This window comes from Pseudoalteromonas sp. NZS71_1, assembly GCF_015864305.1.
Classification (GTDB): domain Bacteria; phylum Pseudomonadota; class Gammaproteobacteria; order Enterobacterales; family Alteromonadaceae; genus Pseudoalteromonas; species Pseudoalteromonas arctica.
Genome location: NZ_JADYXM010000005.1, coordinates 44,217 through 70,596 on the forward strand (window position 1 = coordinate 44,217; position 26,380 = coordinate 70,596).

Sequence of the window (26,380 nt, forward strand, 5' to 3'; positions counted from 1 at the left end):
TTTAATGTCGGTTTTTGTATGAGAAACGCGGTAGATTTGTTAGATTTAACACAATTTCCTAATTTATTTAGATAACAATGGAGTATAGCTATGGCCTGGAATGAACCGGGTAATAATGGCAATGACAAAGATCCGTGGAATAATAAAGGCGGACGTGATCAAGGCCCACCTGATTTAGACGAGGTGTTCCGCAAGTTTAGTAACAAGTTCGGCGGCTTATTTGGCGGGAAAAAATCCGGCAATGGTAGCGGCGGTGGACTTGGCGGAGCCGGTATTTCATTCATACTTATTATCGCCGTTATTGTATGGGCGTTAAGTGGTATTTATACGGTTAAAGAAGCCGAGCGTGGTGTGGTTCTTCAATTTGGTAAATATGACCGAATTGCTGATCCTGGTCTGCGTTGGAAAATGACGTTTATTGAAACGGTAATCCCAGTAGATATTGAAGCAGTTCGTTCATTATCGGCTTCTGGTTTTATGCTTACTGAAGACGAAAACGTAGTGAGCGTTGAGTTTCAGGTGCAATACCGTGTTATTGACCCATACCTTTATGAATTTAGCGTAACTAACGCTGATAGTAGCTTAGAAGAAGCACTAGATAGTGCACTACGTTACGTTGTGGGCCATGCAAAAATGGACCAAGTATTAACTAATGGCCGTGAGGTTGTTCGTCAAAATACATGGGATGAGCTTAATAAGATTATCGAACCATATAACTTAGGTTTAATTGTTACTGACGTGAACTTTAAAGACTCTCGTCCGCCAACTGAAGTTAAAGATGCATTTGATGATGCGATTGCTGCACAAGAAGATGAAGAACGTTTCATTCGTGAAGCAGAAGCATATGCTCGTGAAATTGAACCGCGTGCTCGTGGTCAAGTAACGCGTATGACTCAAGAAGCGGAAGGTTACCAAGAGCGTATTACATTAGAAGCACAAGGTGAAGTAGCTCGTTTTGAAAAGCTATTACCTGAATATCAAGCAGCTAAAGAAGTTACTCGTGAGCGCTTATACATTGATGCAATGGAAGAAGTGTTAGGGAGTAGTTCTAAAATATTGGTTGATGTTAAAGGCGGTAATAATATGCTTTATTTACCACTTGATAAGATCATGGATAAGCAAGGGACAGCAACACGTGTTGCACTTCCAAGCTCTAGTGATATTCAAGATTTACGCAATAAAGTAAATACGTCGCGCAATAGCTCTGTTAATAGTGGCAATGACCGCTTTAACAACGACCGCTTCAATGATGGGAGATAATCATAATGAAAAACTTTAGTTTAGTAATACTATTAGCTGCCATTGTTATGTCTTTCTCATCGGTATTTGTTGTACCTGAAGGGCAAAAAGCAATTGTAATGTTATTCAGTAAAGTACAAAAAGACAGCGACGATCAAGCGATCGTATATGGCCCAGGCCTACAATTTAAAGTGCCATTTTTTAGCCAAGTACGTCGTATTGATGCACGTATTCAAACGCTAGATGGTGCGCCGGATCGCTTTGTTACTAGTGAGAAAAAAGACTTAATTGTTGATTCGTTTGTAAAATGGCGTGTTAATGACTTTAGCGCTTTTTACTTACGTGCCCGTGGCGATAAGCAATATGCTGAAACGCTACTTAAACAAAAAGTAAATAATGGTCTTCGTACAAACTTTGGTACACGTACAATTCGCGAAATTGTATCGGGTGAGCGTAGCGAGTTGATGGAAGAAGCGTTAGTACAAGCTTCTGAAAGTGCACGTGAGCTTGGTATTGAGGTGCTAGACGTACGTGTTAAGCAAATTAACCTACCACAAGAAGTGAGTAGCTCTATTTACCAACGTATGCGCGCTGAGCGTACTGCTGTTGCAAAAGAGCATCGTTCTGAAGGTCAGGAAAAAGCCGAGACTATTCGTGCGGGTGTTGACCGTCGTGTAACAGTAATGCTTGCCGATGCAGAGCGTAATGCGCGTTCTGTACGTGGTCAAGGCGATGCTGATGCCGCAGGCATCTATGCAAGCGCGTATAACAAAGACCCTGAGTTCTTTAGTTTTGTGCGTTCGCTTGAGGCTTACAAAAAGACTTTTAAAAATAAGCAAGACGTTATGGTGCTTTCACCAGATAGCGACTTCTTCCAATATATGAAAGGCGCTAAAGCTCAATAGGTTTTACGTTAATTATTTAGAAGTTAAAAAGCCTCGCATTTGCGGGGCTTTTTGTTAAACACAGTCTAGTGCTTTAAATCACTGTTATTTATGTGGTTATTAGCTAATATTTGGATATAACAAATGCGCGCAGAAAAAATAAGCTGAACAGGGGTGATCTTTACTTTAGTTTTCTGGTAAAATCTCGTCCTAATTTTCTCTAAGTGAATTTACGATGGGTAAAAACGTTGTTGTATTAGGCACCCAATGGGGTGACGAAGGAAAGGGTAAGGTAGTTGATCTCCTTACAGACAAAGCATCTTTAGTAGTTCGTTATCAAGGTGGCCACAATGCGGGTCATACTTTAGTTATCGAAGGTGAAAAGACGGTTCTACACCTTATTCCATCGGGTGTATTACGTGACAATGTTAAATGTGTGATTGGTAATGGTGTAGTTTTATCACCAGAAGCGCTAATGAGAGAAATTGGCATGCTTGAAGAACGCGGCGTACCAGTACGTGAGCGTCTTTTAATAAGTGAAGCATGTCCGCTAATCTTGCCTTTCCATGTTGCATTAGATGTAGCCCGCGAAACTGCTCGTGGCGATAAGCCAATTGGTACAACTGGCCGTGGTATCGGTCCTGCGTACGAAGATAAAGTGGCTCGCCGTGGTTTACGCGTAGGCGATTTATTTAATCCTGAATTATTTGCAGCTAAATTAAAAGAAGTTCTTGAATACCATAACTTCACTTTAGTTAACTACTACAAAGTAGACGCTGTAGATTTCCAAAAAACGTTTGATGATGCAATGGCTGTTGCTGATATCTTAAAAGCAATGGTTGTAGATGTAACTGAGCTTTTAGATCAAACGCGTTTAGCAGGCGAAAACATTTTATTTGAAGGTGCACAAGGTACGTTACTTGATATCGATCACGGTACTTACCCTTATGTAACATCTTCAAATACTACAGCTGGTGGCGTTGCTACTGGTGCAGGTTTTGGTCCATTAAACCTTGATTACGTTTTAGGTATTATTAAAGCGTACACTACACGTGTTGGTTCAGGTCCTTTCCCTACAGAGCTTTACGACGGTCTTGAGAAACAAGATCCAGTTGGTAAGCACTTAGGTGATAAAGGCCATGAGTTTGGCGCTACAACAGGTCGACTTCGTCGTACTGGTTGGTTAGATGCAGTGGCTATGCGCCGTGCGGTTCAAATCAACAGTATTTCAGGTTTTTGTTTAACTAAGCTTGATGTTTTAGACGGCTTAGAAACGCTTAAAATCTGTATTGGTTACAAGCTTGAAGATGGCACAGTTACTAACGTAACACCATTAGCAGCTGAAGGTTACGATAAAGTAACGCCAGTATACGAAGAAATGCCAGGTTGGTCAGAAAACACTGTTGGTGTAACGAGTCTTGACGGTTTACCAAAAGCTGCGATTGACTACATCAAGCGTATTGAAGAAATTACGGGTGTTCCAATTGATATTATTTCTACAGGTCCAGACCGCGTAGAAACTATGGTACTTCGCAACCCGTTTGCGTAATTACCATTAGATTAAAAAAGCTGCCTAGTGCAGCTTTTTTTGTATCTAAAATTCACCTTGGAACGATCTTTGTATATATTTTAATAAGTTTATTTTTATAAGTGGTGAGCATGCGTTTATTTTACCGTAATTGCGTATTAAGGCTTTCATTAATTCCGCTATCTTTATTTATAGCAACCAACAGCTTAGCTACAGAAAGCCCTGCTGCTGTACCGCTGTATACAGAATCTGAGCTAATTGCGTTAATAAATAAAAATACGCATTTAGCGCGGGTAAAGGCAGATGATTGCCAGTTAGTGCAAGATATAGAAGCACGAGCCAATAAAATGGCATTGCCGTCTTATCAATTTTTATACGGCGATATGCTGGCTTATAACGTGTGCGTGGATCGTAATGTAGAGTTAGGTGTGTATTACATGCGAAAAGCGGCTGAACAAGGCTTAGCGGCAGCGCTAGAGCAGTTAGGGCGTTACTACGACACCGGGCGTTTAGTTCAGCAAGATAAAGCAATGGCAATTACGTATTTGCGTGAAGCGTCGTCGCAAGGCAATTTAAAAGCACAACTACGTTTGGTTAAATTATTTAATGATGGCTATGGCAGCCCGCGTGATTTTGAAGATGCATACCGTTGGCTATTTAATTCTATGGTCGCAGATAAAGCGACTCATAAAAAAATTGAGCGAGCGCTGACTAAGTTAGCGCAAAAAATGCCAGATAGCGTGGTTGCGCGAGCTCGCCTTCCTATTTAATGGCTCTTAAAAAACAAAACCCTAACTTTTTAAGTTAGGGTTTTTGAGTTTTTACAGGTAGTAAAAGTGTTTAACTTTCTTCTTTAGCCTTTGTTTGCGGGTCTTTTAAGACCGACATTTTAGGCGGCTGTAATGCAACAACACGCTCGCCTTCTAGCGGCGGTTTTTCCATGTTGATTGTAAACGGTCTTAGCTTAATTGGCGTATCGTCATCGCTGTCTTTATCACCTTTAAGAATAAACAAAGGGATAGCCTCAGGGTTCATTTCTAGGTATTGCTCCCAGCTGAACTCATCCGAGATACGTGTTGAACTAACCTTACCGCCTTTAGCTATGATACTGCTCAAACGTGCGTATGAGCCTTCGTCGCCAAACAATATTTGTCTAGATAAAAACGTTGCACTGTCTTTATTTGCTTTAGCATGCGACGTTGATGAGCGAAGCGAAAATACATTTTTTTCATTAAGTAAATGCGAAAAGTATTGAACGCCTAGCGCATTATGATGACGGTTTGGCGATAGCGCTAAGACACTACGAATAGTTGTTAGAGGTAAGTAGCGTTCAGCATGCTCTGATTGCGGGTTACCATAATAACAAGCTAAGCCATCCATACGTGCCATTCTGCAGTTTTCCCATGCAGGATCTGAAAGGTGAACCGGAATATTCTGCTCTTGTAAGCCACGTCCAATTGCACGCGATACATGGTTTGCACCAATAATTAATATTGTATTTGGTGATGGTTGGCGTACGCCTAATAGCTTGGCAACAGGAATTGCTGTTAAGCTTTGCAGCACAACCGTAATGATGATCACCGTAAATATAAGTGGCACCATTTTTTCAGCATCAGCAACGCCAGCTTCCATCATACTTAGTGCAAATACTGACCCAACGGCTGCGGCAACTATACCGCGTGGAGCAATCCAGGCAAGTACCAAGCGAGACTTCATTGGTAAGTCAGTACCAAAGGTCGAAATAGCAATACACAGTGGGCGTGCAACAAAAAGCACAATAGCTAAAAAGATAAATACATCGCTGTCGAGCATCATCAAATCAGAAAGCTGTAAGCGTGCTGCAAGTAAAATAAACAGCGTTGATATTAATATCATCGACAAGTCTTCTTTAAACTCAAGTACAGAATCTATTTCTAAATCGTCTTGGTTCGCAAGCCAAATACCAAATACAGTTACTGCTAATAAGCCTGATTCATGGCTTAAATAGTTTGATACAGAAAAACTAATAAGGACTAGTGCTAAAATTCCAAACTTATGTAATTCAAATGGCAGCCACTCGCGACGCATTAATAGGGTTGTTAGCCAACCTGCAGCAACACCAATACTTAAACCAACACCCAGGGTTTTAACTAAAGCAATAATAGTATGACTAAATACTTCGCCTTGGCCTACAAGCATTACAGCTTCAAATACCAATACAGCAAATAATGCGCCAATAGGATCTATTACAATACCTTCCCAGCGAAGTATGCGGTCTATGTCTTGTGTTGGGCGCATTGAGTTTAATAGCGGTGCTATAACGGTAGGGCCAGTAACAACGAGTACTGCGCCTAGTACCGCAGCAACACGCCAGTTAAGCTCAAGCAACCAGTAGGCGCTTAGGCTAATAATAATGCAGGTAGTAAGCATACCGATTGAGCAGAGATTCCTTACAACTTTTCCTATCCCTTTTAATTCTCTGAAATGCAGAGTTAAGGAACCTTCAAATAAAATGATGGCAACGCTTAGTGATACTACTGGAAACAGTAAATCACCTAAAAGTGCATCAGGGTCTAAAACACCACTAAATGGTCCAAGTAAAAGACCAGTAAGCAATAAAAAAAGAATAGCGGGTACTCTAAAAGCCCACGCGACCCATTGGGCAAGCACAGAGCAAAGTGCGATACCGGCTATGTAAATTGCTGACATAGATTAAGAATTCCTTATTTATGACGATATGTTTAGAAAGTATAACTTTTGTTAATTATTAATACAGGGGTATACACCGGAAACTGAAATATTACTAATCAATTTTAGCTGCTTATAAAAAATTAGTAGGCTTAAATTATTTAGCGAGAACTTAGCCACCTTATTTTAAAGTGTATTAATTGTTTAATTTATTGAATTTTAATAACAATATAAAGGGTATGAGTGTTTCGTATTAACTTAGTTCGAATTTTAACCTTGATTTTAAAGGGGTATTTGGTGTATTATACTTCGTGTTCTAATAATTAGTCATCTAACGAAGTTTATTGAAGATAAAAGATGCTTGTTAATCTTAACGTCATTTTTAATCTTTATAATCATGTGTTAGTGATGTTTCTAGTATTTGAGCATTACAAAATATCATTTGCCGAATTCTTGGTATGGTTTTGCCAAACAAGTTTATTTAATTATTTAAGTAAATAAAGGTTTGAGTTGAACTATTACTTTCAATATTTAGCCCCCCATCGTGGCGGTTAAATCTCGGTCCTTTGGTCTTCACCCTATCTGTTGGTGTATCAGACTTTAGAGGCTCTATGTATGTTGTTAATAAAAAAGCCACACACAGCTTTTTACAGCGATGCATAAACAACACTTTTAAATTTTTTGATTAGTGCTGCTCAATATTATTGGGTTGTTGCTACTTTTACTTAACCTCAAATCTAAGCTTCTTGTTTTAGATATGGTTTTTGCGTGTGTGTAAAAAAGTGTTGCCTAAATGAAAAGAAAAATTCGAAGCTATGTTTTAAACCTAGCTACTTAGTTTTAGCTCGTCGAATTAAGATGAGCGCAGATAAAATGGAAAGTTGAGCATTTATGCAAAAGTTAAATTGGCGACGTATCGTACTTAAAGTAGGTAGTGCATTAATTGCACCAGATCAAGATGGCTGCCGTTCGCGTTACATATTAACCATCGCACAGTTCATTGTTCGTTGTCGTGCCCGTGGAATCGAGGTGATTTTAGTATCATCGGGTTCTGTAGCGGCTGGAGCGCATTTATTCCCATCAGACAAACCTCGCTCTGTGGTAATGAAAAAGGCAATGGCAGCAGCAGGTCAAACAGAAATGATCGCCATGTGGGACCGCTTTTTTGACTTTCCATCTGCGCAGCTATTATTAACGCACGGCGATTTACGTGACCGCGAGCGTTACCAAAGTATTCGCGAAACTGTGTTCACTCTACTTGAGCACGGTATTCTCCCTATTATTAATGAAAACGATGCGGTGACAACCGATGAGCTACGAGTGGGTGATAACGATAACTTATCAGCGATGGTTGCAGCTGCAGCGGATGCCGATGCTTTATTAATATTCTCAGACGTTGATGGGCTATATGACAAAAACCCTAACTTACATGATGATGCGGTGTTACTGCCTGAAATAAAATCAATTGATGAATCTATTTATGCTATGGCAGGATGTGCTACAAGTGCTGTTGGTACTGGTGGCATGAAAACCAAAATAGAAGCTGCAGAAAAAGCAACGTCACATGGTATCGCGACTTATATTATAAACGGCTTTAAAGAAGAAACATTTACGAAACTGCTAGCTGGGGAAAATCCTGGTAGCATATTTTTACCGTACGAAAAACCGATGCTGGACTCTGTGCATTGGATGACACACACAGCAAATGAGCAAGGTGAAGTTGTTGTTGATGGATCATTTGATGAATCCCTTGAAGGTGAAAGTGGCTGTATTCGCGGTGATGAAATCATGGAAGTCCATGGTGAATTTGCTGTTGGTGATACTATTTTAGTACGTAGTGAAGACGGTACGCGTTTAGCTAAAGCGACCGCAAATTACAGTAGCTGTTTGTTAAACTTTATTGCAGACAACGAACAGAGTGAATTCAGCGAAAAAATGCAGGATTCAATTGGACCAGTTATATCTGAAAAACATATCGCATTATTGGAGAAGTCATGAGTTTAATTACGGACATTTCACGCCAGACAGCTAAAGCTGCCCATACACTTGCTTTACTCGATACCGAGACTAAAAATCAAGTACTAATTGAAATGGCAGCGGCACTAAGAGAGCAAAAAGCATTTATAATCAAAGAAAACGAAAGTGACCTAAGCGCAGCACGCGACAATAACTTAGCAGCCTCAATGATCGACCGCTTAACGCTAAACGATGAGCGTATTGAAGCAATGGCAGAAGGTATTGAAGTAATCGTAAGCCTGGATGATCCTGTTGGTCAGCTACGTGATATTACAGAGCGTCCAAATGGCATTAAAATTCGTAAAATGCGCGTACCTCTTGGCGTTGTATGTATGATTTACGAAGCACGCCCAAATGTAACAGCAGACGCTGGCGCATTATGTTTTAAATCAGGTAATGGCGTAATTTTACGTGGCGGTAAAGAAGCACTTAAAAGTTCGCAAGCTATCGCAAGTGTAATGCACAGCGTACTTGAAAAGCATAACTTACCAGTATCACTTATTTCAGTGATTCCAGATCCAGATCGTGCACTATTAATGGAATTAATGCAGCAACGTGAAAGCATTGACTTAATAATTCCACGTGGCGGTGAAGGCTTAATTAACTTTGTTACTGAAAACAGCACGATCCCAGTAATTCAGCATTACAAAGGCGTTTGTCATCTATATGTAGATAAAGATGCAGACCTAGAAATTGCGCTTAACTTACTACTTAACGGTAAAACGCAACGTACGGGTGTTTGTAATGCACTTGAGGGCTTAGTAGTTCATCAAGATGTTGCAGATGAGTTTTTAAATCTGTGCGCAGTGGTATTACGCCAAGAAGGTGTAAAAATAAATGCTGACAGCTTTGCAGCTAAATACTTTGATAATGCAACTGTGTTAGCCGATAACGAATTTGGTGAAGAATACCTAGACCTAGAAATCGCTATTCGCGTTGTACCAAACTTTACGGCAGCGGTTGAACACATTGCACAGTTTGGTTCAAACCACACTGAAGTAATTTGCACTAAAAACGCAGCCGCTGCAGAGTTATTCCAGCGTAGTGTCGATGCTTCTGTAGTGATGGTTAATACATCATCTCGCTTTTCTGATGGCTCACAGCTGGGTCTAGGCGCAGAGATTGGTATAGCAACTTCTAAGCTTCATGCATACGGTCCTATGGGACTTGAGTCACTGACTACTGAGAAGTACTTAGTGAATGGTGAAGGCCAAGTTCGCGAGTAACCGCTAAAGCTTAATTTCATTAAAAAGCCGAGTATGGAAATACTCGGCTTTTTTGTTTTTTCAGACTACTCTGTAATTAATTTAATTTTTCAAGCCAGTCGCTTGCAGGTTCAGGCCTGTGTAAATAATAGCCTTGAAGAATAACTTCTGGATATTCTTGCAATAAATCAAAGTGGGACTGGTTCTCTACACCTTCAGCAACTATCTCGAGTTCAAATAAACGGCCTAGGCTTACAATCATATCAATAATTAACTTATCGTTATTATCAGTCGGTGCTTCCAATACAAAAGAACGGTCAATTTTTAGTTCTTGTATGGGTAATTGTTTAAGATAAGTTAAACTCGAATATCCAGTACCAAAGTCATCAATTGATACCCTAATACCTAGCTTCTTGAGAAAGTGAACAGCTTCAATAGCCGCTTCCATGTGATTAAGTAATGTACCTTCAATTATCTCAATAGTGAGTTGCTGAGGGTTAATGCTATGTTGCTTTATTTGTTGGCTAATAAAGCTTAAAAAACGCGCTTCATGAAAGTGCCTGCCACTTACATTAATTGATAGGTTTAACTTAGGGTGAGTTTTACTAAGTTGCGTTAATATTTCAAGTGCATTTGAAGTTACCCAGCAATCTAAGTCATAAATTATATCTGACTCTTCGGCTATAGATATAAACTCACCAGGGCTAATGAAGCCTTTTTGAGGATGCTCCCATCTTAATAAAACCTCAGCGCCTTTAAGGGTTTGGCTTCGGTCAAATTGAGATTGTAAATATAGGGATAACTCATTATTTGAAATAGCTTTACGTAAATCTTGCTCTATTTCAAAACGGCGTTTTGCTTGCTCGCCAAATGAAGTATCAAAAAAGGTAACTCTATTGCCGCCTTTTTCTTTTGCTTTGTAACAAGCCGCCTCACAGTTACGAATTGTTTCAATAGCACTTTCCCACTGATCTTCCCGAGGAAAAATATACGTGCCAATACTTACTGTTAAGCTAACGTCTTGTTCATCAACCACAAAGGGGTGGTTTACACTTATGAGCAGTTCTTGGGCTTTATTTTCAGCCATAGCTTGGGCTCTGATCCTGCCAATACCTTTTTCAACTGTACACAGTACTGCAAATTCATCACTGCCTAAGCGAGCAATAACATCTTTTTTACTCACCTTAGAATGAATTCGTTTAGTTAATTCTTTTAAAATGTTATCGCCAGCGAGTAGGCCTAATCCATCATTTATTGAGTGGAAGCTGTCTATGTCAATAATATAAATATAGGCATAACTATTTTCGGTACTACAAACCTGAAGTTGCTGCTCCAACTGCTTTAAAAAACCATTTCGGTTGGGCAAACCTGTAAGTTCATCATGCCATGTGAGGTAGTGAATTCTTTCTTGCGTTATCTTAACGCTAGAAATATCACTAAATACACCAATATAATGCACGTTGGTATCTTGCTCGCCTTTTACCATACTAAGAGTTAATAACTCAGGATAAAGCTCGCCATTTTTTCGTCTGGTTACTAGCTCTCCACTCCAATATCCTGCTTGGTTTGCATGATGCCATACTTGATCAAAGCTAATACTAGGGTGGTTATTTTGTTTAATATCGTGCAACTGCATTTGCAGGGAGTCAGATTCAGAGTAACCTGTAATCCGGCAAAATGAAGGGTTTACGGCAATAATTTTTCCGTTACTGTCGGTAATAACAACGCCATCAGCGGTTCCCGTTAGGGCTTGATAAAATAACTTTTGTTTTGAGGAGAGTTCTTTTAATTCTTCTTCACGCTGACTTAACTCTTTCGCCAGAGACTCTATTTCAAGTAGTTTGTCGTGCAGGTCAAAGTTTTTTTCTATAAGCCTATCTAGCATGCCTTGAGCGGTAATATGAGTGCGAATGCGTGCTCTAACGAGCGCTAGCTTGTAAGGTTTGTGTATGTAGTCAATTGCGCCCATAGCAAAGCCTTTTTCTTCAGACTCTTCCTCGGTAAGCGCAGTTACAAATATAACGGGGATGCCTTTGGTATTTTGTTTCGCTTTGAGTATATTACATACTTCGTAGCCGTCCATGCCGGGCATCATTATGTCTAATAAAATCAAGTCAGGCCTAGTTGACTCAATAAAGATCAAAGCCTGCTCACCACTAGTAGAAATACGTACATCGTAGTCAGTTAAAAGTCCTTCTACTAATACGTGTAAATTACTAGGTTCGTCATCAACAATAAGAATTAAAGGTTTATGCTTTTGTTCTGTGGTTAATCCATTATTGTTTGCGAGGTAATTTGAATGCACTATCTGTCCTTCTCTGCGTTCTTTACAATATTAAATCTAGTTCAGGTTAGTGGTTATACCTAATTTTTATTATCGTTCCTATACATATCAATAAGCTCAATTACTAACGCGTAGTTAAAATGATCAATTGCTTCTTTGAGCTTAAATAGGGAGTGGCCTCTATCATATTGATTCATTTCTAGCTGTCTAACCAAACTGCTAGGTACGGGGCGAGCCGTTAATGCTAATGAGTATATATTATCAATAACCGAGTCTTCGTTTTCTAGTTCATGTTGCTGTATATGTTCTTTTTTAAAGCTGTAAGCTATCAAAAATTGTTTTACAGCAAAAAGTGTAAGTATTAATTGCTCATTAAAATGAGATAAATTAATACTTTTCTTATCTATTAAGCTTTTCTCAACACTTTGCGCACTTTGTTGCAGTAGCTCAAAGCCTAATGTGCCGGCCAAGCCTTTGAGTGTATGTACTAGTCGAATTAAGCTTTCTAACTCTCCATTTTTGATTAATATATCAGCTTTAATCGAAAAGTCATTGTAATCGTTGACAAACTGAGTAAATAATTTAGCTAACAATTCGTCATTGTTTTCTAGGTTTTCTTTTGCTAAAGGCAGGTTTATAGTGCTCAGAGATTCGCTACTTTGCAGATGCTTTTCTATACTTTCGTAAAGCGCATCAAAAATAATCGGTTTTACTAAAAAGTCATCCATACCCGCTCTAAACGCTGCTTTTTTATCATTAGGATCGGCGGCTGCCGTAATGGCAATTATGGGAGTTTTGTAGCCTCGCTCTCTTAATATGCTTGTTGCTTCAAGCCCATCCATAACTGGCATTTGAACATCCATAAAAATAATATCGATGTCATTTATCTCTACTTTATCTAATGCATCATGTCCATTATCAGCAATGATCACGGTCATATCTAATCTTGCTAAAAGGGCGGAGGCTATTTCTTGGTTAATTTTATTGTCGTCAACAACTAATGCATTAAAACCCGAGAATTTAGGGTGAGGCTTTAATTGCTTTTCTTTAAAATTATTTGGTGAAAGCTTTCTTAAAATTTCAACTTCACTATTTTTATTACCAATAATTATAATGTCTATATTTTCATTTTTTGCAATTGGCTCAGGAGACTCTTCATCGGTAATTAATAAAATCAGTGTCAATTTTTCATTAACGCTTTTATTTTGAGCGTACAGTTGTTGTAAAATAAAGTTATCGTTGAGCTCTTTTTTTTCTATCGACATTATTACAATACTAAATGGGCTACTAGGCTGAGACATTTTTGCAATGGCCCTTAATGGTTCTTGTGTTGTTTCTGTCGTTATATTTATATCACTTAGTAAGTCCATTAATTTTTTAATTTGCTCATTATCGGGGCTAATTAATAAGGCGTGTTTTTTAAGCTTTTGTTGCTCAGATAAAGTAAAGGGTAGAGTAAAGAAAAACTCGCTACCTTGATTAATCGTGCTCCTTACTTGTATATCTCCGCCCAGCAATTTAGTTAATTGTTTGCTTATAGTGAGTCCTAAACCGGTCCCACCATACTTTCTTGTTGTGCTTGAATCACCTTGCGAGAAAGACTGGAATATAATTTTTGATTGCTCTTCAGTCATCCCAATACCCGTGTCTTTTATACTAAAGCGAAGGTTTATTGTTTTTTCGTGTTGAGATGTCGCTTCTATAATTAATGATATTTCACCATGCTCAGTAAACTTAATTGCGTTACCTACACAGTTATTTATTATTTGACTTAAGTGCATTGGGTCGCCAATAAGTTCAAGCCCTGCATCAACGTGTAAAGTAAAGTTTAATAACAAGCCTTTTTGCTTAGCATTTGTTGAGAATAAATTTTGAACGTTAGAAACTATAGTATGTAAGGTAAAAGGGATTTGCTCTAACTGAACTTTTTCCGATTCTAGTTTAGAAAAATCCAGAATATTATTTAAAATCTGCAATAAATTTTGAGCACTTGAAAAAGCTTTATCTGCGTAGTGTTTTTGCCTTGAGGGAAGCTCGCTGCTTTGTAAGAGTTGCAACATACCTAATATGCCATTCATTGGGGTGCGAAGTTCATGACTCATATTGGCTACAAAATCTATTTTTGTTTTATTGGCTTTATCAGTTTGCTCCATAGCACTCGTCAGGTCGGCATTCATTGCTTCCATTTGGGAATTTAATACGCGGGTTTCATTGAGTAGCTCTTTGGTTTGCTTATTTTTTAAATATAAAGCGTTGGCTGCTTTTATTACCGACGCTATTTCAGTTTGATTTTGGCTGGTATTTGAAATAGTTACTGGCTTTTCGTTATTCATGTCTTTAAGTAATAAAGTGAGCTGGGTAATCGGTTTTATAACCGATCTAAAAATAAAATAGCTTAATAATAAAATGATTAACATAATTAAAACGGCAAATATATTTGCCTGTTCTGTATTTTTTGTTAAGTGGCTACTTAGTAGCTCTTCTGTTTTGATTAGTTTATTTTTTTCTATATTTTTAATTTCATTAGTTAAATACAGCAATTCGTTTTCTATGCCTGTAAGCACTACATTTACAGAAAAAGTGTAGCTACGGGTGAGTAATACAAGTTGGTTATAAGCTTGTTTTAAGCTTGTTGTTTTATTGGAGAGGGATTCATTTATTACAGAGGTGCTCGTTAGTTTTTTATGTAAGTGATTTAAGTTTTGTTTTACATTTTGTGCTTCATCAAAATTAGGTTTATAGAGATAGCTTATAATTGCGTGTTTTAAATTACTTATTGTGAGTAAAACATCGTTAAAAATAACTTTATTATCATTGTTTGAAGACCCTTCTAAATCACTAATTGTTACCTGTAGGTCATCAATAGGCTGTTTGAACTGAGTAGTGTAAAGGTGTTCGCGTTTTTGTCTGTTTACGACAACTTGGCCAAATGTATCTTGGTAATTATTTAGATACTCGCCAAGGCGTATTAGTGAGTTTTGATACTCAGGGGTTTGGTTTTGAGTGTTTGTTTTTAGCTGCTCGAGATTTAGATTTGCCTTATTTAAATAAAAATTAAATTTGGTAATCGTATTTTCATTTGCATTGTCAATAAATGAAACTGCATGCCCTTGCAGGGAAATAATATCGTTTTCTAAGTGATTCACAGCTTCACTTTGAATAAGCGCGTTATGCTGCGACTTTTGCAAGTTAAGTAAGGACGTTTGCGAATAGTTAAACAAATAGCTTTGTAAAAGAAGTAATCCAATCAGCGAACACAAAGCTAATATTATTTTTGATTTAATTGAATTTATTATCATTATCGGCTAATCAACTCATACCATTTTTGTAGACTGTAGTCATAGGTTGGCATAACTGTATTCCATACTGCTACATTGCTAAAGCGTTTATAGTAACTACCACCATTACGTTGCGCACCAGCTTTAATAGCTACGTCGCCATTTGTATTTAATAAATCTATGCTTGTTACTTTTCCACCGTACCAGTAATCCCATTCGGCCGGCGATAAGAGTAGTTTAGAGCGTTGTGGGTTACTAATGTAATAACCTTGGCGAGCAATAAATGCACCAGGCCAGCCTGAAAGCCACCAATTCATATAATCGTAAGCTGCATCTTTTACGCTACTTTGTGTTTGTGACGATAAACACATAACACCATGCCAGCCTCGGTAGCCTTCTTTTGGCGCGGCAAAACGAACATTAATATTTTGGCTGTTTAACGCAGAGACGGCAGGCGAAAACATACTTTCTATATGGGCTCGCTTACTTTTCATAAATTCAATCGACTCAGGGACCGAGTTCCAATAGCCACTAAAGTGACCTTGGCGTTTAAAGTCGAGTAATATACTAAACAATCTATCAAGTTCTGAACGAGTCATCGCACCTATATTGTTAAATTTTATAAGCCCTTTACTTTGCGCTGCTAGGGCTAGGTCAAATAATCCAATGGTAGGCGCATTTACAATAGCTACTTTACCTCTGTTATCGTCATCAAGCAGCCAACTCCAGCTTTCGGTTTCGTATGCTATACCTGGCTTAATAAAGTCGGTGTTGTAACCAAAAGAGTCAACATTATGCACATAAGGTAAAAAGCTAATATGATCGCTTTCTTGTGCGCTTAATGTGCCATCGGGTTGAACATTTAATAATTTATAGGGAGCATCACCTGCACCAATACTTGCAGTTTCGGTTAGTTTTCCCGTTTTAGTAAGTGGATTTATCTCGTTAAAGTAGGTGAGCCGTTTTTTTTCTATTGGCTGTATAGAACCTGCATCCCAAAGCACATTAATGCTGTTTGACCATTGTTCGTATAAATCAAAGGAGCTAGGGTCCATTGATGCCTTTTGCAAAACAGCAGCGCTGCCTGCGGGAGTAAATTCTATATTAATACCCAAGTCACTCATCGCTTGCTTGCGAATAGCCTCTTGGAGTGTTACATGCGTACCAAGTACTCTTAATGTGACTTTTTTTCGGGCAAAAACATAAGGCGCATGTGTTATTGCACCAGCTGTTAAACCTATTGCAGCTAGCTTTTTTAGCGTTGAACGCTTAGGGTTGTCCATGTTAAGCCTAAAGTACTAATGTGTGACATTATGTATAGCTAAGAACTTGTAAAGACACAAGTTGAATGGATAAATTTAAAATTATATAGAATGAAAAATTAGAATAGTAGGGTGTCAAAAAATAATAAAAACAATGGAAAAATAGAAGAGTAGAGCGAATTTGAAAAGGAGTAGGAAAGTGGTGGAGCTAAGCAGGATCGAACTGCTGACCTCCTGCGTGCAAGGCAGGCGCTCTCCCAGCTGAGCTATAGCCCCACATTCCTAAATTACATATAATGTAACTGCTTGACTGCTGAGTTCCAAGCGGGACGAACTTTAAGTTTTTTTATAAATTTGGTCAAGTATTTTTTCGTAAATTTTCACTGTTTACGTCAATTTTTGTTAGACTCGGCTTAATTCAAAACTAAAACGATAAAAAACAATGAAAAAATGTGTTCTAGCGCTTATGGTTTTACTCGCTGGCTGTGCCTCAAATGATGAGCCGCCTTTTGAAATAAATAATAAACAGTTTCACGAAAAGCAAGATGAGCAAGGCAATAAGCTTTTTGCTTATGTTGTTTCGGTAAAAGCTAAGCATCGTGAAAACTTTAACCTAGACCGTGGTCCTAACAATAGACCAAGCCGTGGTGAGGTTAAGCAGTATATAGAGAAAGAGCATTTTGAAGAGTCGAGCATTCTAAAGTTACAGCTAGAAGATCAAGCAGTTGAATTATTAAATCAAGAGCTAAAAGAGCGTGAGTATTGCGATAACAAACATGAAGTTAATGATGTTTTATGGCGAGATTTGAGCGTACAGCTAAGAGGACGTTGTTTGTAATATGTTGGCTGATAAAACGAAGTTAGCAGAGCTTTTAGTGCGCCTAGATATTACTTACGATGCAATAGAACATCGGCCGCTACATACTAGCTTAGCGGCTGATGAGTTTATGATTGAGCGCCCAGGTACTCGTCTTAAAAACCTATTTTTACGCGATAACGAAGGCAAGCGACACTTTTTAGTTATTACAGCGCACAATAAGCAACTCGATTTAAAGGCACTATCAAAGCAACAAGGGCTTTCGCGTTTAGGGTTTGCATCGAGTGAACGCTTAGCAACGTATTTAAAAGTGGTTCCTGGGTGTGTATCTATGTTGGCTCTTTTAAATGATAAGCAAAACGAAGTGAGCTTATGGGTCGATCAAGATATTTGGGGTGGTGATTTGTTTCATTGTCATCCGTTTGAAAACACCCAAACATGGTTGCTTAGTAAAGCTGATTTAGAAACATTTTTTAATCACACAAAGCATCAACCGCGCGTTGTATTTTTACCCTCAAAATAAGCCCACATAATTAACGATAAACCGCATAAGCAAACCGCGAGCAGCGTAAACATAAACGCTGTTTGCCCATGATGTTGGTATACCACACCGGGTAATAACGACCCCAATGCCCCACCACTGTAATAAAACGATACATATCCGCCATTGGTTACACTTGGCGGGGCTTTACTTATTTTATTAACGAGCGGTGCGGCAGTTGAATGAATCACAAACATAGCACCACAAAACAAAGTAAATGCGATTAAAAATAAGCTAAGCTGGTGGCTCATTAATAAAATAATACTCACACTATAAAAACTAAATACCGCAGTTAATAAATGCCAAGGCGAAGGGACTTTTTTAAGTAACCAAGGTGCAGCAATAGAGGCGAGGGCACCAACTAAATAACCACTGTAAACTAAACCTATGTCACGAGTATTGGTAATTAAAAACGTGTTTTGTAATATAAACGGTAAGTAATTAAGTAATGCAGCAAAACAAAAAAACATACAAAAGACGGCACCGTACACTTTAAGGATAGCGCCTTCTTTAAGTTGTTTAATGTAATCCAGAGGGGAGAGCTGCGACGGTGTAGCTGGGTTTGTAAAGCGAGAATGCTTAATTGTCAAAGCTAAGCAAATAAGCATAAAAGCAATTACGTAATAAAAGCTCTGCCAATTCCATAAGTCGCTAAACAAAGCTGCGAGCACACGACCAAAGTAACCACCAACTATACTGCTACCAATATATAGGGTCATATTTTTTTGAAGTGTATCAGCGCTATAGCTCATACCTATATAGCTAGTCATTGCTGTTAAAGCTGCAGGGAGTGTTAAACCTTGTAAAAATCTGACTAATAATAAAAGCTCAAAGCTAGGTACATAAATAAAAAGTAAGCAGCTAAGGCCTAAAAGCACCATTGCAATACGTAATATAAGTAGTGGATTTATTTTTGCTAAAAATAAACCATAAACGAGCGGGGCAATGGCTAAGGGCAGCATAGTTGCAGTCATTAAGCTGCCAGCTACCGCAGGTGCTACATTAAATTCGCTCGCAAAAAGGCTAAGTAGGGGTTGGGGTGCATAAAGCACAAAAAATATAAATACCGAGCAAACGAGTAGATGAGGTAAACGCATTATATGGCTCGTGCATTTGCTGATTGGTTGCGTGGTATTGTATTAAAAATTGCTTTTAATTCATAATTAAAACCATAGTCATTGCGCTATATCATGGTTTGTTTTAACTAGTTTGCTAGATTAATGTCGATAGCGCTGTTATTTGAACTCGTTGGTGATTAAAATAGCGATAATATTAGTTTTTAGTGGAACAAAGCCATGGGTTCATTACAAGACCAATTGCTTCAAGCAGGATTAACAACATCGCATAATGCTAAAGTTGCTAAATCAGAAAAGCGTAAGCAACAAAAAAAGCAAAAGAAAGGGGCTACTAGCAACCCAAGTGATCTGCAAAAGCATATTCAACAAACCAAGCTAGAACAGCAAAAAAAAGCTGAAGAGCTTAACCAAACACGCCAAGTGAGCTTAAAGCAGCGCGAGCAAGAAGCGCGTGTTAAACAAATTTTAGAGCACCACAACCAAGACGCTATTCGTGGTGAGCGCACATTTAATTTTACTTATCAAAACAAAGTAAAAAATATCGACGTGAACGAGAAAACGCAAAAAGCGTTATCGGGCGGTCGTTTAGCTATTTGTGTACTAGAAGGGCAATTTTACGTATTAGACGACGAACCAGCACGCAAAGTGGCTGAAGTTGACGAAAAGTATATTGTTTTTCATGTAGAGCCAGAAAACAAACCAAAAGATGAAGATGACCCGTACGCAGACTTTGAAGTACCAGATGATATAGTGTGGTAATAAGTTATTAAGGGTAAGCTCATTTTTATTTGATAAAGTATATAAAAGTGAGACAGAAACGAGTTAGCGGTTTTTGGTTAAGTTGATCGTCTAGCGTCGTTTCGTACGTATGCTTTTTATTTGATTGTTTACTACAATCAATAGAACAGTTTTTCTAACCGTCAAAAAAGAAGAGTAAATACAATGAGCAAGATGAAAACACTACTATTAGGCGCGGGTATTACTTTAGCCGCAAGCTTCTCGTTTAATGCAGCAGCTGCCGATGGCGCTGCACTTTATACCGCTAAAAATTGTCAAACTTGTCATGGCGCTGAAGGTAAAGCACCAATTATGGGTATGTACCCTAAACTAAACGGTCAAAACAAAGACTACTTAGTAGCGCAAATGAAAGACATCAAATCAGGTGCACGTAATAACGGTATGACCATGGCTATGAAAGCAATGGTTGCAACGGTAACTGATGAAGAGTTTGAAGCAATTGCAGATTACCTAGCTAACGTAAAATAATTTACGCAGCTATACCATTTTAATGCAATTGGTATTTTAGTTTTACAAACAGCCACACAATAGTGTGGCTGTTTTGTTTGGTGTTTGCTATAAAATAGAGACTGCTTTAGACTTCTAAACATCTGTTCGTACAGGTTAGTAATGTACGTTTTTAAAAGGCTCATTATGTTTGATTTACCCCAACTCGATTTAAAAAATAAAGTATCAGCACAAGAGTGGCAACTTCGTGTTGATTTAGCCGCGTGTTATAGACTGGTAGAGCACTTTCGTTGGGGGGATTTAATCTATACGCATTTATCAGCACGTTTGCCTGGCACCGACCACTACTTAGTGAATGCGTTTGGTTTAACCTTTGATGAAGTAACTGCCTCTAATTTAGTAAAGGTCGACTTAAACGGTAATATTATTGACGATACGCCATTTAGTATTAACCCAGCTGGTTTTACTATTCACAGTGCGATTCATGAGGTACGCGAAGACGCTCATTGTGTTATTCACCTTCATACTAAAGAAACAATCGCAGTCGCTACACAAAAAAATGGTTTATTACCGCTTAGCCAGTATTCAATGTTTTCACTGCCATCGCTTTCTTATCATGGCTACGAAGGGCTTGCAGTAAACGACGACGAGCGAAAAGTGCTGCAAGATGATTTGGGCAGCACTAACCATATGTTATTGGCAAATCATGGTGGCTTAACAGTAGGCCCAACGGTAGGCGATGCGTTTATGCGCTTTTATGATTTACAGCGAGCGTGTGAAATACAACTAGCGCTACAATCAAGCTCGCAAGAGGTGATTGAAGTACCGCAACCTATAATCGACAATATTTATAATCAAGCAAACGTAGTACACAGTGGTAGCACTGGCGGGCAACTTGCGTGGCCTGCTATGTTACGTAAAGCGTATCGACTTGACTCTAGTTTTGCAAAATAACCCATAGCGGTTAATAAGGAATTTTAATGAAAGTAAATCGCGTTGAAGTATTTGATATTCACTGTCCTGATAGACCTTCGTGGACACCTGTGTTTGTACGTATTCATACTGACGAAGGTATTAGTGGTGTTGGCGAAGCGGGCCTTGCATACGATTTAGGTCACAGTGCTGCAGCGGCTATGATTAAGGAAATGGCCGATGCCTTTTTAATCGGCCACGACCCGTTTCAAACAGAAAAACTATGGTCTCGTATGTTACGTGAAAGCTTTTGGGGTTTAGGCGGCGGACCTGTTGTTTATGCTGCAATGAGCGCAATTGATACCGCACTTTGGGATATAAAAGGTAAAGCGCTTGGCTTACCTGTATACCAATTATTAGGCGGTAAAGTTAACGACAAACTACGCACGTACGCATCACAATTACAGTTTGACTGGGATAGCGAATTTAAAGCGCTAGTACAACCGCAAGAATATGCAGAAGCGGCTTTAAAGGCGATGGCCGAAGGTTACGATGCAGTAAAAGTAGATCCAATTCAGTACGATAAAGACGGCAATACTTATTACGATCGTACAAAAATAATTTCACGTACTGAAATGAAGTTATACCGTGCACGCATGCAAGCTATTCGCGAAGCAGTAGGCGACGAAGTAGACATTATTTTTGAATGCCACAGCTTACCGGGTGTGACAACAGCCATTCAGTTGGGTGAAATTGCAGAAGAATTTGACTGTATGTACTTTGAAGAGCCAGTTAACTATTTAAACCATTCATTACATGCAAAAGTAGCAGATAAAGTTAATGTACCAATTGCTGGTGGTGAGCGTTTGTATAATCGCTGGGGTGTGCGCCCGTATTTAGAAGATCAAAGTATTGATGTACTACAGCCAGATATTGGTTTATGTGGTGGTTTTACCGAAACCAAAAAAGTGTGTGATTACGCTGATATTTTTGATGTGCGTATTCAAGCTCACGTATGTGGCGGGCCTGTTGCAACAGCAGCATCACTGCACTTAGAAACGGCTATCCCTAACTTTTTGATTCATGAACACCATACTTATGCGATTAAAAAGTGGAACCGCGAGTTATGTTTACAAGACCCACAACCTAAAAATGGTTTCTTTGAAGTGTCAGAAGAGCCTGGGTTGGGTATTGAATTAAACGATGAGATTGTTATGCGTTCTCAACGCGTAGAAATAAAATAATAGACTTTTAACCTAACTTTAGGTCATGCATTAAAAAGCCGGTAAGTGATTAGTCACTTACCGGCTTTTATTTGTTTGGGGGAAGTAAAGCTTGTTATAACTCGTTAATTTTACATTCCACGTCTTTAAGTTCAATAGTTGCTTTGCTATCGAGATGGCGTATATAGCATTGCTTGCCTTTAATCATCAATTCAAACTGATCGGGTGTATTGCGACTTTGCGTGTCGATAATATTATTACCATCTACATTGCTAAGGGTTACTGTACTGCTGGTTGTAAATACATCATCAGCTAATTGAGTCTCTTGCATATGTACAAGTGTTTTAATTGCTTTGCTAACGGCTGTTTTATTTGGCTTTGCTAGTAGAGCATGTTGCAGTTTAGGTGTCGGGTCTGGATTTTGAGATATGCAGCCATTGAGAAGAAGCGCTGAAAATACAACGATTAGTAAAAAGTACATTTTCATAAATTGGCCGTATTATCATAAAAAGAGAGTTTAATATAACTAGTTTTACTTACACTTGGTAGTAGTGCTTAGCGTTTGTATAGCTAAGGTAATGCCATGTCTTATCGTTTGAGCATAACGCCTTATGGCAGTGCCATAGATTGTTGTAGCTTGTATTTATTTGGCACACAGGGAAGTTGCTAGCAAACATAATACGCTGCTGGCCAAAGTGATTAAAAAGAAAACTAAAACACGCTGCTTGTTGCTCGCTGGTGAGTTGTAGTAATTCAAAACCAGAGAATTTAATTGCTATGTTGTCATGCTGAGCAAGTAACTCAACACTTTGTCGCCAATCATTTAAATTACTTGGCAGTCCTGCATGATTAATTATAATTTGAAGTTGCGGTAGCTGCTTAGCGTAGTAAGCCACTCGTTTGGTTATTTCGCTATTTTCAATATCAAACTGAGCTTCAAAATGCAGTTGGGTATCTGATAATATTGTTAGGTTTTTAAAACTATTAGCATCTAATAAACGCTTTGCGTCAGTACCTTCGGTTATATCTCTAATGCCACACAAACTCAGATGAGTTAAAGCTTCCAACGAGTTTATAAACTGATCAGCCGATGAGTCAATTTGGGTGTAACTAATAGCCTTAAATGAAAGGCTTTTTAAATGCGAGCTTAGCCAATTTAACTCGTTAATAGGGGAGATGTTATCAAACCCGGCTTCTATATGAACAAGCCCTACGAGTTCAAAGTCAGTACTTTTAACAAGTTGCTGTGCACTTACTGGTTGTTTAATTTTTTCTAGGTTAGGCCACGCTGGTGGGTTAGCGCCTTGTAGCCATGAGTATTGACCTTCTACTAAATTAAAAAAGTGTACGTGTGGGTCAATAATTTTTAGGCTCATTGCACATTACTCATTGAGCAGTGTAGCCACCGTCAATGCTTTGTAGGCTGCCAGTAATAAAGCTGGCATCGTCGCTTGCTAAAAAGCTCACAAGGGCGGCAACCTCGTCGGCTTGACCTAATCGGTTAAGCGGTTGAAGACTTGCTTCCTCGGCAACTATTTCAGCTTTGTTTGCGCCACTTTTTGCGCAGTACGCATCTATCGCGTTATGAAATAGCGGGGTTTCTATTGTGCCAGGGCATACTGCATTTGCTCTAATATTAAAACCCGCGTAATCAAGCGCTGTTGTTTTAGCCATTGAGGCAAGGGCATGTTTTGTTAGGTTATACGCAAAAGAGTTTTGCTTACCTATAATTGCCTGATCGGAAGCGACTAATATAATAGCACCGCCATTTTGCGCTTTCATGCTTGGCAATACGCTTTGTATTGCGGCATAAGCGCCTTTAACATTAAGCGCAAAAAGTGCATCGAGAGTTTGCTCGTCGGTGCTTTCTATATTTGCGCTTAAGTGTTTTCCAGCATTAGAAACAAGTACATCAATACGTTTGCTTTGTTTACAGATAGCGTTGATACAGCTTTGTACCGCCGATACATCACTTACATCACACTGATGAAATATACCGATTTCGCTCAGCTCTATATCAAGGTTATGTACTTCATAGCCATTGTTTAGCAAACGCTTTACTACGGCTAAGCCAATACCTTTTGTACCACCTGTAACGACTGCAACTTTAGACATACTTACTTCCTTTATTGCTAACTAGTGAGAGTGACCACAGCCGCCTTCCGCGTGCACATGTCCGTGAGAAACTTCTTCACTTGTTGCTTCACGTACCGATATAACTTCAACGTCAAACGTTAGTGTTTTGCCCGCAAATGGGTGGTTTAAATCACAATCTGCGTTAAAACGACCAACCTTAACAATAGTAACCTGATGACGACCTTGGTTAGAGCTAACCATTGCTGTCATACCTGGTTTCCATACTTTAACGTCGCCTTGTAGGTGCTTAAGCGGAATACGCTGAATTAAGTCATCAACACGCTCGCCGTATGATTCACTTGGCTCTAGAGTTACACTAAATTTTTCGCCAGCTTCTTTGCCTTCAAGTGCTTTTTCTAAACCAGGAAGCATGCCTTCGCTGCCATGAATGTAAGTCAGTGGCGCTTCGTTTGTGCTACTTTCAATTTGCTCGCCCGCTTCGCTAAGGGTGTAATGAAATTCAACTGCTGAATTTTTACTAATTTGCATGCTTGTCTCTTCAAATAATAACTATGTTAGGGCGCAATTTTACGCGAAATATACTTGTTTATAAACTTAACGTGGCTGATTTAGTGTTTTTTGTAAATCTAGCAGTAAATCTTTTTTTATTGGGGCTGCTTTTTGCTTTTCAGCTTGTGGTATAAACAGTACTAATTGAGTGCCAGGCTTTAAAATACTTGATGCAGAGAGTTTGTTCCATTTTGCCAAGTCGCTATGAGGTACATCGTAAAGCTGACTTATACTCCAAAGGCTATCGCCCGACTTAACTTCGTAATCTATTTCAATGGTGGGAATCGCAATCTCTTGGTGTTCTAAATAAGGGCTAATTTTGTAATCAACAGTTAATGTGCTTGGCAGGGTTTTAGGTTGTCCAACTAATAACTTTTCTCCAACGCCTATTAAATTATTATTTTTGTTATTAAGTTGTTTTAAAGCTTTTACCGACATACTAAAACGTCCAGCAATACCGTAAAGCGTGTCGTTTTGTTTAACGATGTACTCTCCAGCAAAGTTTGATTTAAAAAACTGACTTTTTAATAAAGCCTCTTGCCCTATAGGAAGCAGTAAAGTATGCGGCCCGTTAGGTGAGCTTTGATTTTTTAAATATCCCTGATTAATCGCGTGTAACTGCTTTGAACCTATACCAGAGAGCTTAGCGATGACTGAAAAGTCGAACTGCTGGCCTATATTCATCTGTGTTGTAAATGGCTTATATGCAAGCTTTGGGCGTTTAATGCCCTTTTGTGGGTGCTTAACTAAATAGCTTAAAGCGAGTAACTTGGGTACGTAGTCGGCGGTTTCTTTTGGCAGACTGAGTGACCAGTAATCGGTGCTTTTACCGCGTTTTTTGTTTTTTTCGATTGCGCGTTTAACGCGGCCCTCACCACTGTTATAAGCAGCCAAAGCATGTAGCCAATTACCATCAAAGCGTTTATGTAAGTAGCTTAAGTAATCAAGTGCTGCATCGGTTGAAGCAAGTACGTCTTGGCGCCCGTCATACCATTGGTCTGACTTAACTCCAAAGTGATGCGCTGTTGCGCCAACTAACTGCCAAACACCAACAGCTTGCTGTGATGAGGCTATCGTTGGTCTAAAATCGCTTTCTACAAATGGTAGTAAAGCGAGCTCCATAGGTAGTTGCTTTTGCTCAATTTTTTTTACGATATGATACAGGTAAGGCGCTGCGCGTTTACTCACAGTTTGTAAGTAGTTAGGTTGCTTTGCGTACCAGCTGATACGCTTTTTTAACGCGCGATTTTGATAAACCGTAAAGTGTAGATTGTTGGCTATATGCACCCACAGATCGGTGGTTTTTGGTGGGCGCTTTTTTACGATTGTTTTTTTGAATTGAAGTGGCGTAACGTGCTCACTAACTTGGGGCGTTTGAGCTACTTCCTCGTCAATATCATAAGTATAGTCAGGCTCAAAATGAGTAAATATTTGTGGAGCTTCTTGTGGTTCTTGCTCCGTTGATTGACAACCAAATAACAAAATACCCAAACAACATAAAACCAAACTGCGCATAGTGATCACTTTTGTAAATTCCTTTTATTATTTTAACACAAT

General features: G+C 38.9%; 22 protein-coding genes and 1 tRNA gene. 12 read left to right on the forward strand and 11 right to left on the reverse strand.

Annotated elements, in window-relative coordinates:
* Positions 1–90: 90 nt before the first annotated feature.
* The 4 genes from hflK to I6F43_RS09590 all read left to right on the forward strand — a co-directional run bounded on the left by hflK (position 91) and on the right by I6F43_RS09590 (position 4,421).
* Positions 91–1,260: an FtsH protease activity modulator HflK gene (hflK, locus tag I6F43_RS09575; RefSeq protein WP_010554352.1), complete on the forward strand. Its 1,170-nt coding sequence runs from the start codon at positions 91–93 to the stop codon at positions 1,258–1,260.
* 5 nt (positions 1,261–1,265) lie between these two features.
* Positions 1,266–2,144, forward strand: coding sequence for a protease modulator HflC (gene hflC / locus I6F43_RS09580; protein ID WP_010554353.1), 879 nt, complete (start codon positions 1,266–1,268; stop codon positions 2,142–2,144).
* A gap of 214 nt (positions 2,145–2,358) precedes the next feature.
* A complete protein-coding gene (locus tag I6F43_RS09585; protein ID WP_010554354.1) occupies positions 2,359–3,672 on the forward strand; it encodes an adenylosuccinate synthase in 1,314 nt (437 codons plus the stop codon).
* 110 nt (positions 3,673–3,782) lie between these two features.
* Positions 3,783–4,421 (forward strand): tetratricopeptide repeat protein, encoded by a 639-nt coding sequence (locus I6F43_RS09590; RefSeq protein WP_007586412.1) that lies wholly within the window; start codon positions 3,783–3,785, stop codon positions 4,419–4,421.
* A gap of 70 nt (positions 4,422–4,491) precedes the next feature.
* On the opposite strand, the gene I6F43_RS09595 is transcribed toward I6F43_RS09590, so the two are convergent.
* Positions 4,492–6,339, reverse strand: a complete 1,848-nt coding sequence (locus I6F43_RS09595) for a cation:proton antiporter (RefSeq protein WP_165722391.1) — start codon at positions 6,337–6,339, stop codon at positions 4,492–4,494.
* Between the two features lie 870 nt (positions 6,340–7,209).
* Here I6F43_RS09595 and proB point away from each other — a divergent pair.
* On the forward strand, positions 7,210–8,316 hold the full coding sequence (proB, locus tag I6F43_RS09600) for a glutamate 5-kinase (RefSeq protein ID WP_165722393.1): 1,107 nt from the start codon (positions 7,210–7,212) through the stop codon (positions 8,314–8,316).
* The gene (locus I6F43_RS09605) at positions 8,313–9,560 is read left to right on the forward strand and encodes a glutamate-5-semialdehyde dehydrogenase (RefSeq protein WP_165736109.1); all 1,248 of its coding nucleotides are present in this window, start codon (positions 8,313–8,315) and stop codon (positions 9,558–9,560) included. The genes proB and I6F43_RS09605 overlap by 4 nt, the downstream gene beginning before the upstream one ends.
* Before the next feature lie 76 nt (positions 9,561–9,636).
* Here the strand turns inward: I6F43_RS09605 and I6F43_RS09610 are convergent, their stop codons facing one another.
* From I6F43_RS09610 to I6F43_RS09625, 4 genes are all read right to left on the reverse strand, one after another.
* Entirely contained in the window at positions 9,637–11,844 is a 2,208-nt protein-coding gene (locus tag I6F43_RS09610) for a two-component system response regulator (RefSeq protein ID WP_165736110.1), read from the reverse strand.
* A 59-nt stretch (positions 11,845–11,903) separates the two neighbouring features.
* Positions 11,904–15,122, reverse strand: coding sequence for an ATP-binding protein (locus I6F43_RS09615; protein WP_197102052.1), 3,219 nt, complete (start codon positions 15,120–15,122; stop codon positions 11,904–11,906).
* The gene (locus tag I6F43_RS09620; RefSeq protein ID WP_165736112.1) at positions 15,122–16,384 is read right to left on the reverse strand and encodes an ABC transporter substrate-binding protein; all 1,263 of its coding nucleotides are present in this window, start codon (positions 16,382–16,384) and stop codon (positions 15,122–15,124) included. Before I6F43_RS09620 ends, I6F43_RS09615 begins: the two co-directional genes overlap by 1 nt.
* A 179-nt stretch (positions 16,385–16,563) precedes the next feature.
* Positions 16,564–16,639 (reverse strand) — tRNA-Ala (locus I6F43_RS09625).
* 166 nt (positions 16,640–16,805) lie between these two features.
* Here I6F43_RS09625 and I6F43_RS09630 point away from each other — a divergent pair.
* Entirely contained in the window at positions 16,806–17,201 is a 396-nt protein-coding gene (locus I6F43_RS09630) for a hypothetical protein (protein ID WP_010554359.1), read from the forward strand.
* A 1-nt stretch (position 17,202) separates the two neighbouring features.
* Positions 17,203–17,703 carry a prolyl-tRNA synthetase associated domain-containing protein gene (locus I6F43_RS09635; protein WP_165736113.1) on the forward strand — a complete coding sequence of 167 codons (501 nt, stop codon included), beginning with the start codon at positions 17,203–17,205 and terminating at the stop codon, positions 17,701–17,703.
* On the opposite strand, the gene I6F43_RS09640 is transcribed toward I6F43_RS09635, so the two are convergent.
* Entirely contained in the window at positions 17,670–18,818 is a 1,149-nt protein-coding gene (locus tag I6F43_RS09640) for an MFS transporter (RefSeq protein WP_010554361.1), read from the reverse strand. The two genes, I6F43_RS09635 and I6F43_RS09640, sit on opposite strands and share 34 nt — an antisense overlap.
* A gap of 198 nt (positions 18,819–19,016) precedes the next feature.
* Between I6F43_RS09640 and I6F43_RS09645 the strand changes: the two genes are divergently transcribed.
* From I6F43_RS09645 to I6F43_RS09660, 4 genes are all read left to right on the forward strand, one after another.
* Positions 19,017–19,556, forward strand: coding sequence for a DUF2058 domain-containing protein (locus I6F43_RS09645; RefSeq protein WP_002957867.1), 540 nt, complete (start codon positions 19,017–19,019; stop codon positions 19,554–19,556).
* Between the two features lie 183 nt (positions 19,557–19,739).
* Positions 19,740–20,063 (forward strand): c-type cytochrome, encoded by a 324-nt coding sequence (locus I6F43_RS09650; protein WP_002957866.1) that lies wholly within the window; start codon positions 19,740–19,742, stop codon positions 20,061–20,063.
* Positions 20,064–20,228: 165 nt separating this feature from the next.
* The gene (locus I6F43_RS09655; RefSeq protein ID WP_197102054.1) at positions 20,229–20,996 is read left to right on the forward strand and encodes a class II aldolase/adducin family protein; all 768 of its coding nucleotides are present in this window, start codon (positions 20,229–20,231) and stop codon (positions 20,994–20,996) included.
* A gap of 26 nt (positions 20,997–21,022) precedes the next feature.
* Positions 21,023–22,198: a mandelate racemase/muconate lactonizing enzyme family protein gene (locus tag I6F43_RS09660; RefSeq protein WP_007375956.1), complete on the forward strand. Its 1,176-nt coding sequence runs from the start codon at positions 21,023–21,025 to the stop codon at positions 22,196–22,198.
* Positions 22,199–22,292: 94 nt separating this feature from the next.
* On the opposite strand, the gene I6F43_RS09665 is transcribed toward I6F43_RS09660, so the two are convergent.
* The 5 genes from I6F43_RS09665 to I6F43_RS09685 form a co-directional block, all read right to left on the reverse strand.
* Complete coding sequence (locus I6F43_RS09665) at positions 22,293–22,664, reverse strand: hypothetical protein (protein ID WP_165722404.1); 372 nt, start codon at positions 22,662–22,664, stop codon at positions 22,293–22,295.
* A 49-nt stretch (positions 22,665–22,713) separates the two neighbouring features.
* Entirely contained in the window at positions 22,714–23,553 is an 840-nt protein-coding gene (locus tag I6F43_RS09670) for an amidohydrolase family protein (RefSeq protein WP_197102056.1), read from the reverse strand.
* 10 nt (positions 23,554–23,563) lie between these two features.
* Positions 23,564–24,292, reverse strand: coding sequence for an SDR family NAD(P)-dependent oxidoreductase (locus I6F43_RS09675; protein ID WP_197102058.1), 729 nt, complete (start codon positions 24,290–24,292; stop codon positions 23,564–23,566).
* Positions 24,293–24,313: 21 nt separating this feature from the next.
* Complete coding sequence (locus I6F43_RS09680; RefSeq protein WP_007586440.1) at positions 24,314–24,802, reverse strand: FKBP-type peptidyl-prolyl cis-trans isomerase; 489 nt, start codon at positions 24,800–24,802, stop codon at positions 24,314–24,316.
* A 66-nt stretch (positions 24,803–24,868) separates the two neighbouring features.
* Positions 24,869–26,338 carry a LysM peptidoglycan-binding domain-containing protein gene (locus I6F43_RS09685; RefSeq protein WP_197102060.1) on the reverse strand — a complete coding sequence of 490 codons (1,470 nt, stop codon included), beginning with the start codon at positions 26,336–26,338 and terminating at the stop codon, positions 24,869–24,871.
* Positions 26,339–26,380: the final 42 nt, after the last annotated feature.

Excerpts from the sequence above, each read along its gene's own strand:
- I6F43_RS09670 (WP_197102056.1), bottom strand. The coding sequence starts at position 23,553 with ATGAGCCTAAAAATTATTGACCCACACGTACACTTTTTTAATTTAGTA.
- hflK (WP_010554352.1), top strand. The coding sequence starts at position 91 with ATGGCCTGGAATGAACCGGGTAATAATGGCAATGACAAAGATCCGTGG.
- I6F43_RS09665 (WP_165722404.1), bottom strand. The coding sequence starts at position 22,664 with ATGAAAATGTACTTTTTACTAATCGTTGTATTTTCAGCGCTTCTTCTC.
- I6F43_RS09650 (WP_002957866.1), top strand. The coding sequence starts at position 19,740 with ATGAGCAAGATGAAAACACTACTATTAGGCGCGGGTATTACTTTAGCC.
- I6F43_RS09620 (WP_165736112.1), bottom strand. The coding sequence starts at position 16,384 with ATGGACAACCCTAAGCGTTCAACGCTAAAAAAGCTAGCTGCAATAGGT.
- I6F43_RS09595 (WP_165722391.1), bottom strand. The coding sequence starts at position 6,339 with ATGTCAGCAATTTACATAGCCGGTATCGCACTTTGCTCTGTGCTTGCC.
- I6F43_RS09590 (WP_007586412.1), top strand. The coding sequence starts at position 3,783 with ATGCGTTTATTTTACCGTAATTGCGTATTAAGGCTTTCATTAATTCCG.
- I6F43_RS09615 (WP_197102052.1), bottom strand. The coding sequence starts at position 15,122 with ATGATAATAAATTCAATTAAATCAAAAATAATATTAGCTTTGTGTTCG.
- I6F43_RS09660 (WP_007375956.1), top strand. The coding sequence starts at position 21,023 with ATGAAAGTAAATCGCGTTGAAGTATTTGATATTCACTGTCCTGATAGA.
- proB (WP_165722393.1), top strand. The coding sequence starts at position 7,210 with ATGCAAAAGTTAAATTGGCGACGTATCGTACTTAAAGTAGGTAGTGCA.
- I6F43_RS09645 (WP_002957867.1), top strand. The coding sequence starts at position 19,017 with ATGGGTTCATTACAAGACCAATTGCTTCAAGCAGGATTAACAACATCG.
- hflC (WP_010554353.1), top strand. The coding sequence starts at position 1,266 with ATGAAAAACTTTAGTTTAGTAATACTATTAGCTGCCATTGTTATGTCT.
- I6F43_RS09675 (WP_197102058.1), bottom strand. The coding sequence starts at position 24,292 with ATGTCTAAAGTTGCAGTCGTTACAGGTGGTACAAAAGGTATTGGCTTA.
- I6F43_RS09640 (WP_010554361.1), bottom strand. The coding sequence starts at position 18,818 with ATGCGTTTACCTCATCTACTCGTTTGCTCGGTATTTATATTTTTTGTG.
- I6F43_RS09680 (WP_007586440.1), bottom strand. The coding sequence starts at position 24,802 with ATGCAAATTAGTAAAAATTCAGCAGTTGAATTTCATTACACCCTTAGC.
- I6F43_RS09630 (WP_010554359.1), top strand. The coding sequence starts at position 16,806 with ATGAAAAAATGTGTTCTAGCGCTTATGGTTTTACTCGCTGGCTGTGCC.
- I6F43_RS09585 (WP_010554354.1), top strand. The coding sequence starts at position 2,359 with ATGGGTAAAAACGTTGTTGTATTAGGCACCCAATGGGGTGACGAAGGA.
- I6F43_RS09685 (WP_197102060.1), bottom strand. The coding sequence starts at position 26,338 with ATGCGCAGTTTGGTTTTATGTTGTTTGGGTATTTTGTTATTTGGTTGT.
- I6F43_RS09655 (WP_197102054.1), top strand. The coding sequence starts at position 20,229 with ATGTTTGATTTACCCCAACTCGATTTAAAAAATAAAGTATCAGCACAA.
- I6F43_RS09605 (WP_165736109.1), top strand. The coding sequence starts at position 8,313 with ATGAGTTTAATTACGGACATTTCACGCCAGACAGCTAAAGCTGCCCAT.
- I6F43_RS09635 (WP_165736113.1), top strand. The coding sequence starts at position 17,203 with ATGTTGGCTGATAAAACGAAGTTAGCAGAGCTTTTAGTGCGCCTAGAT.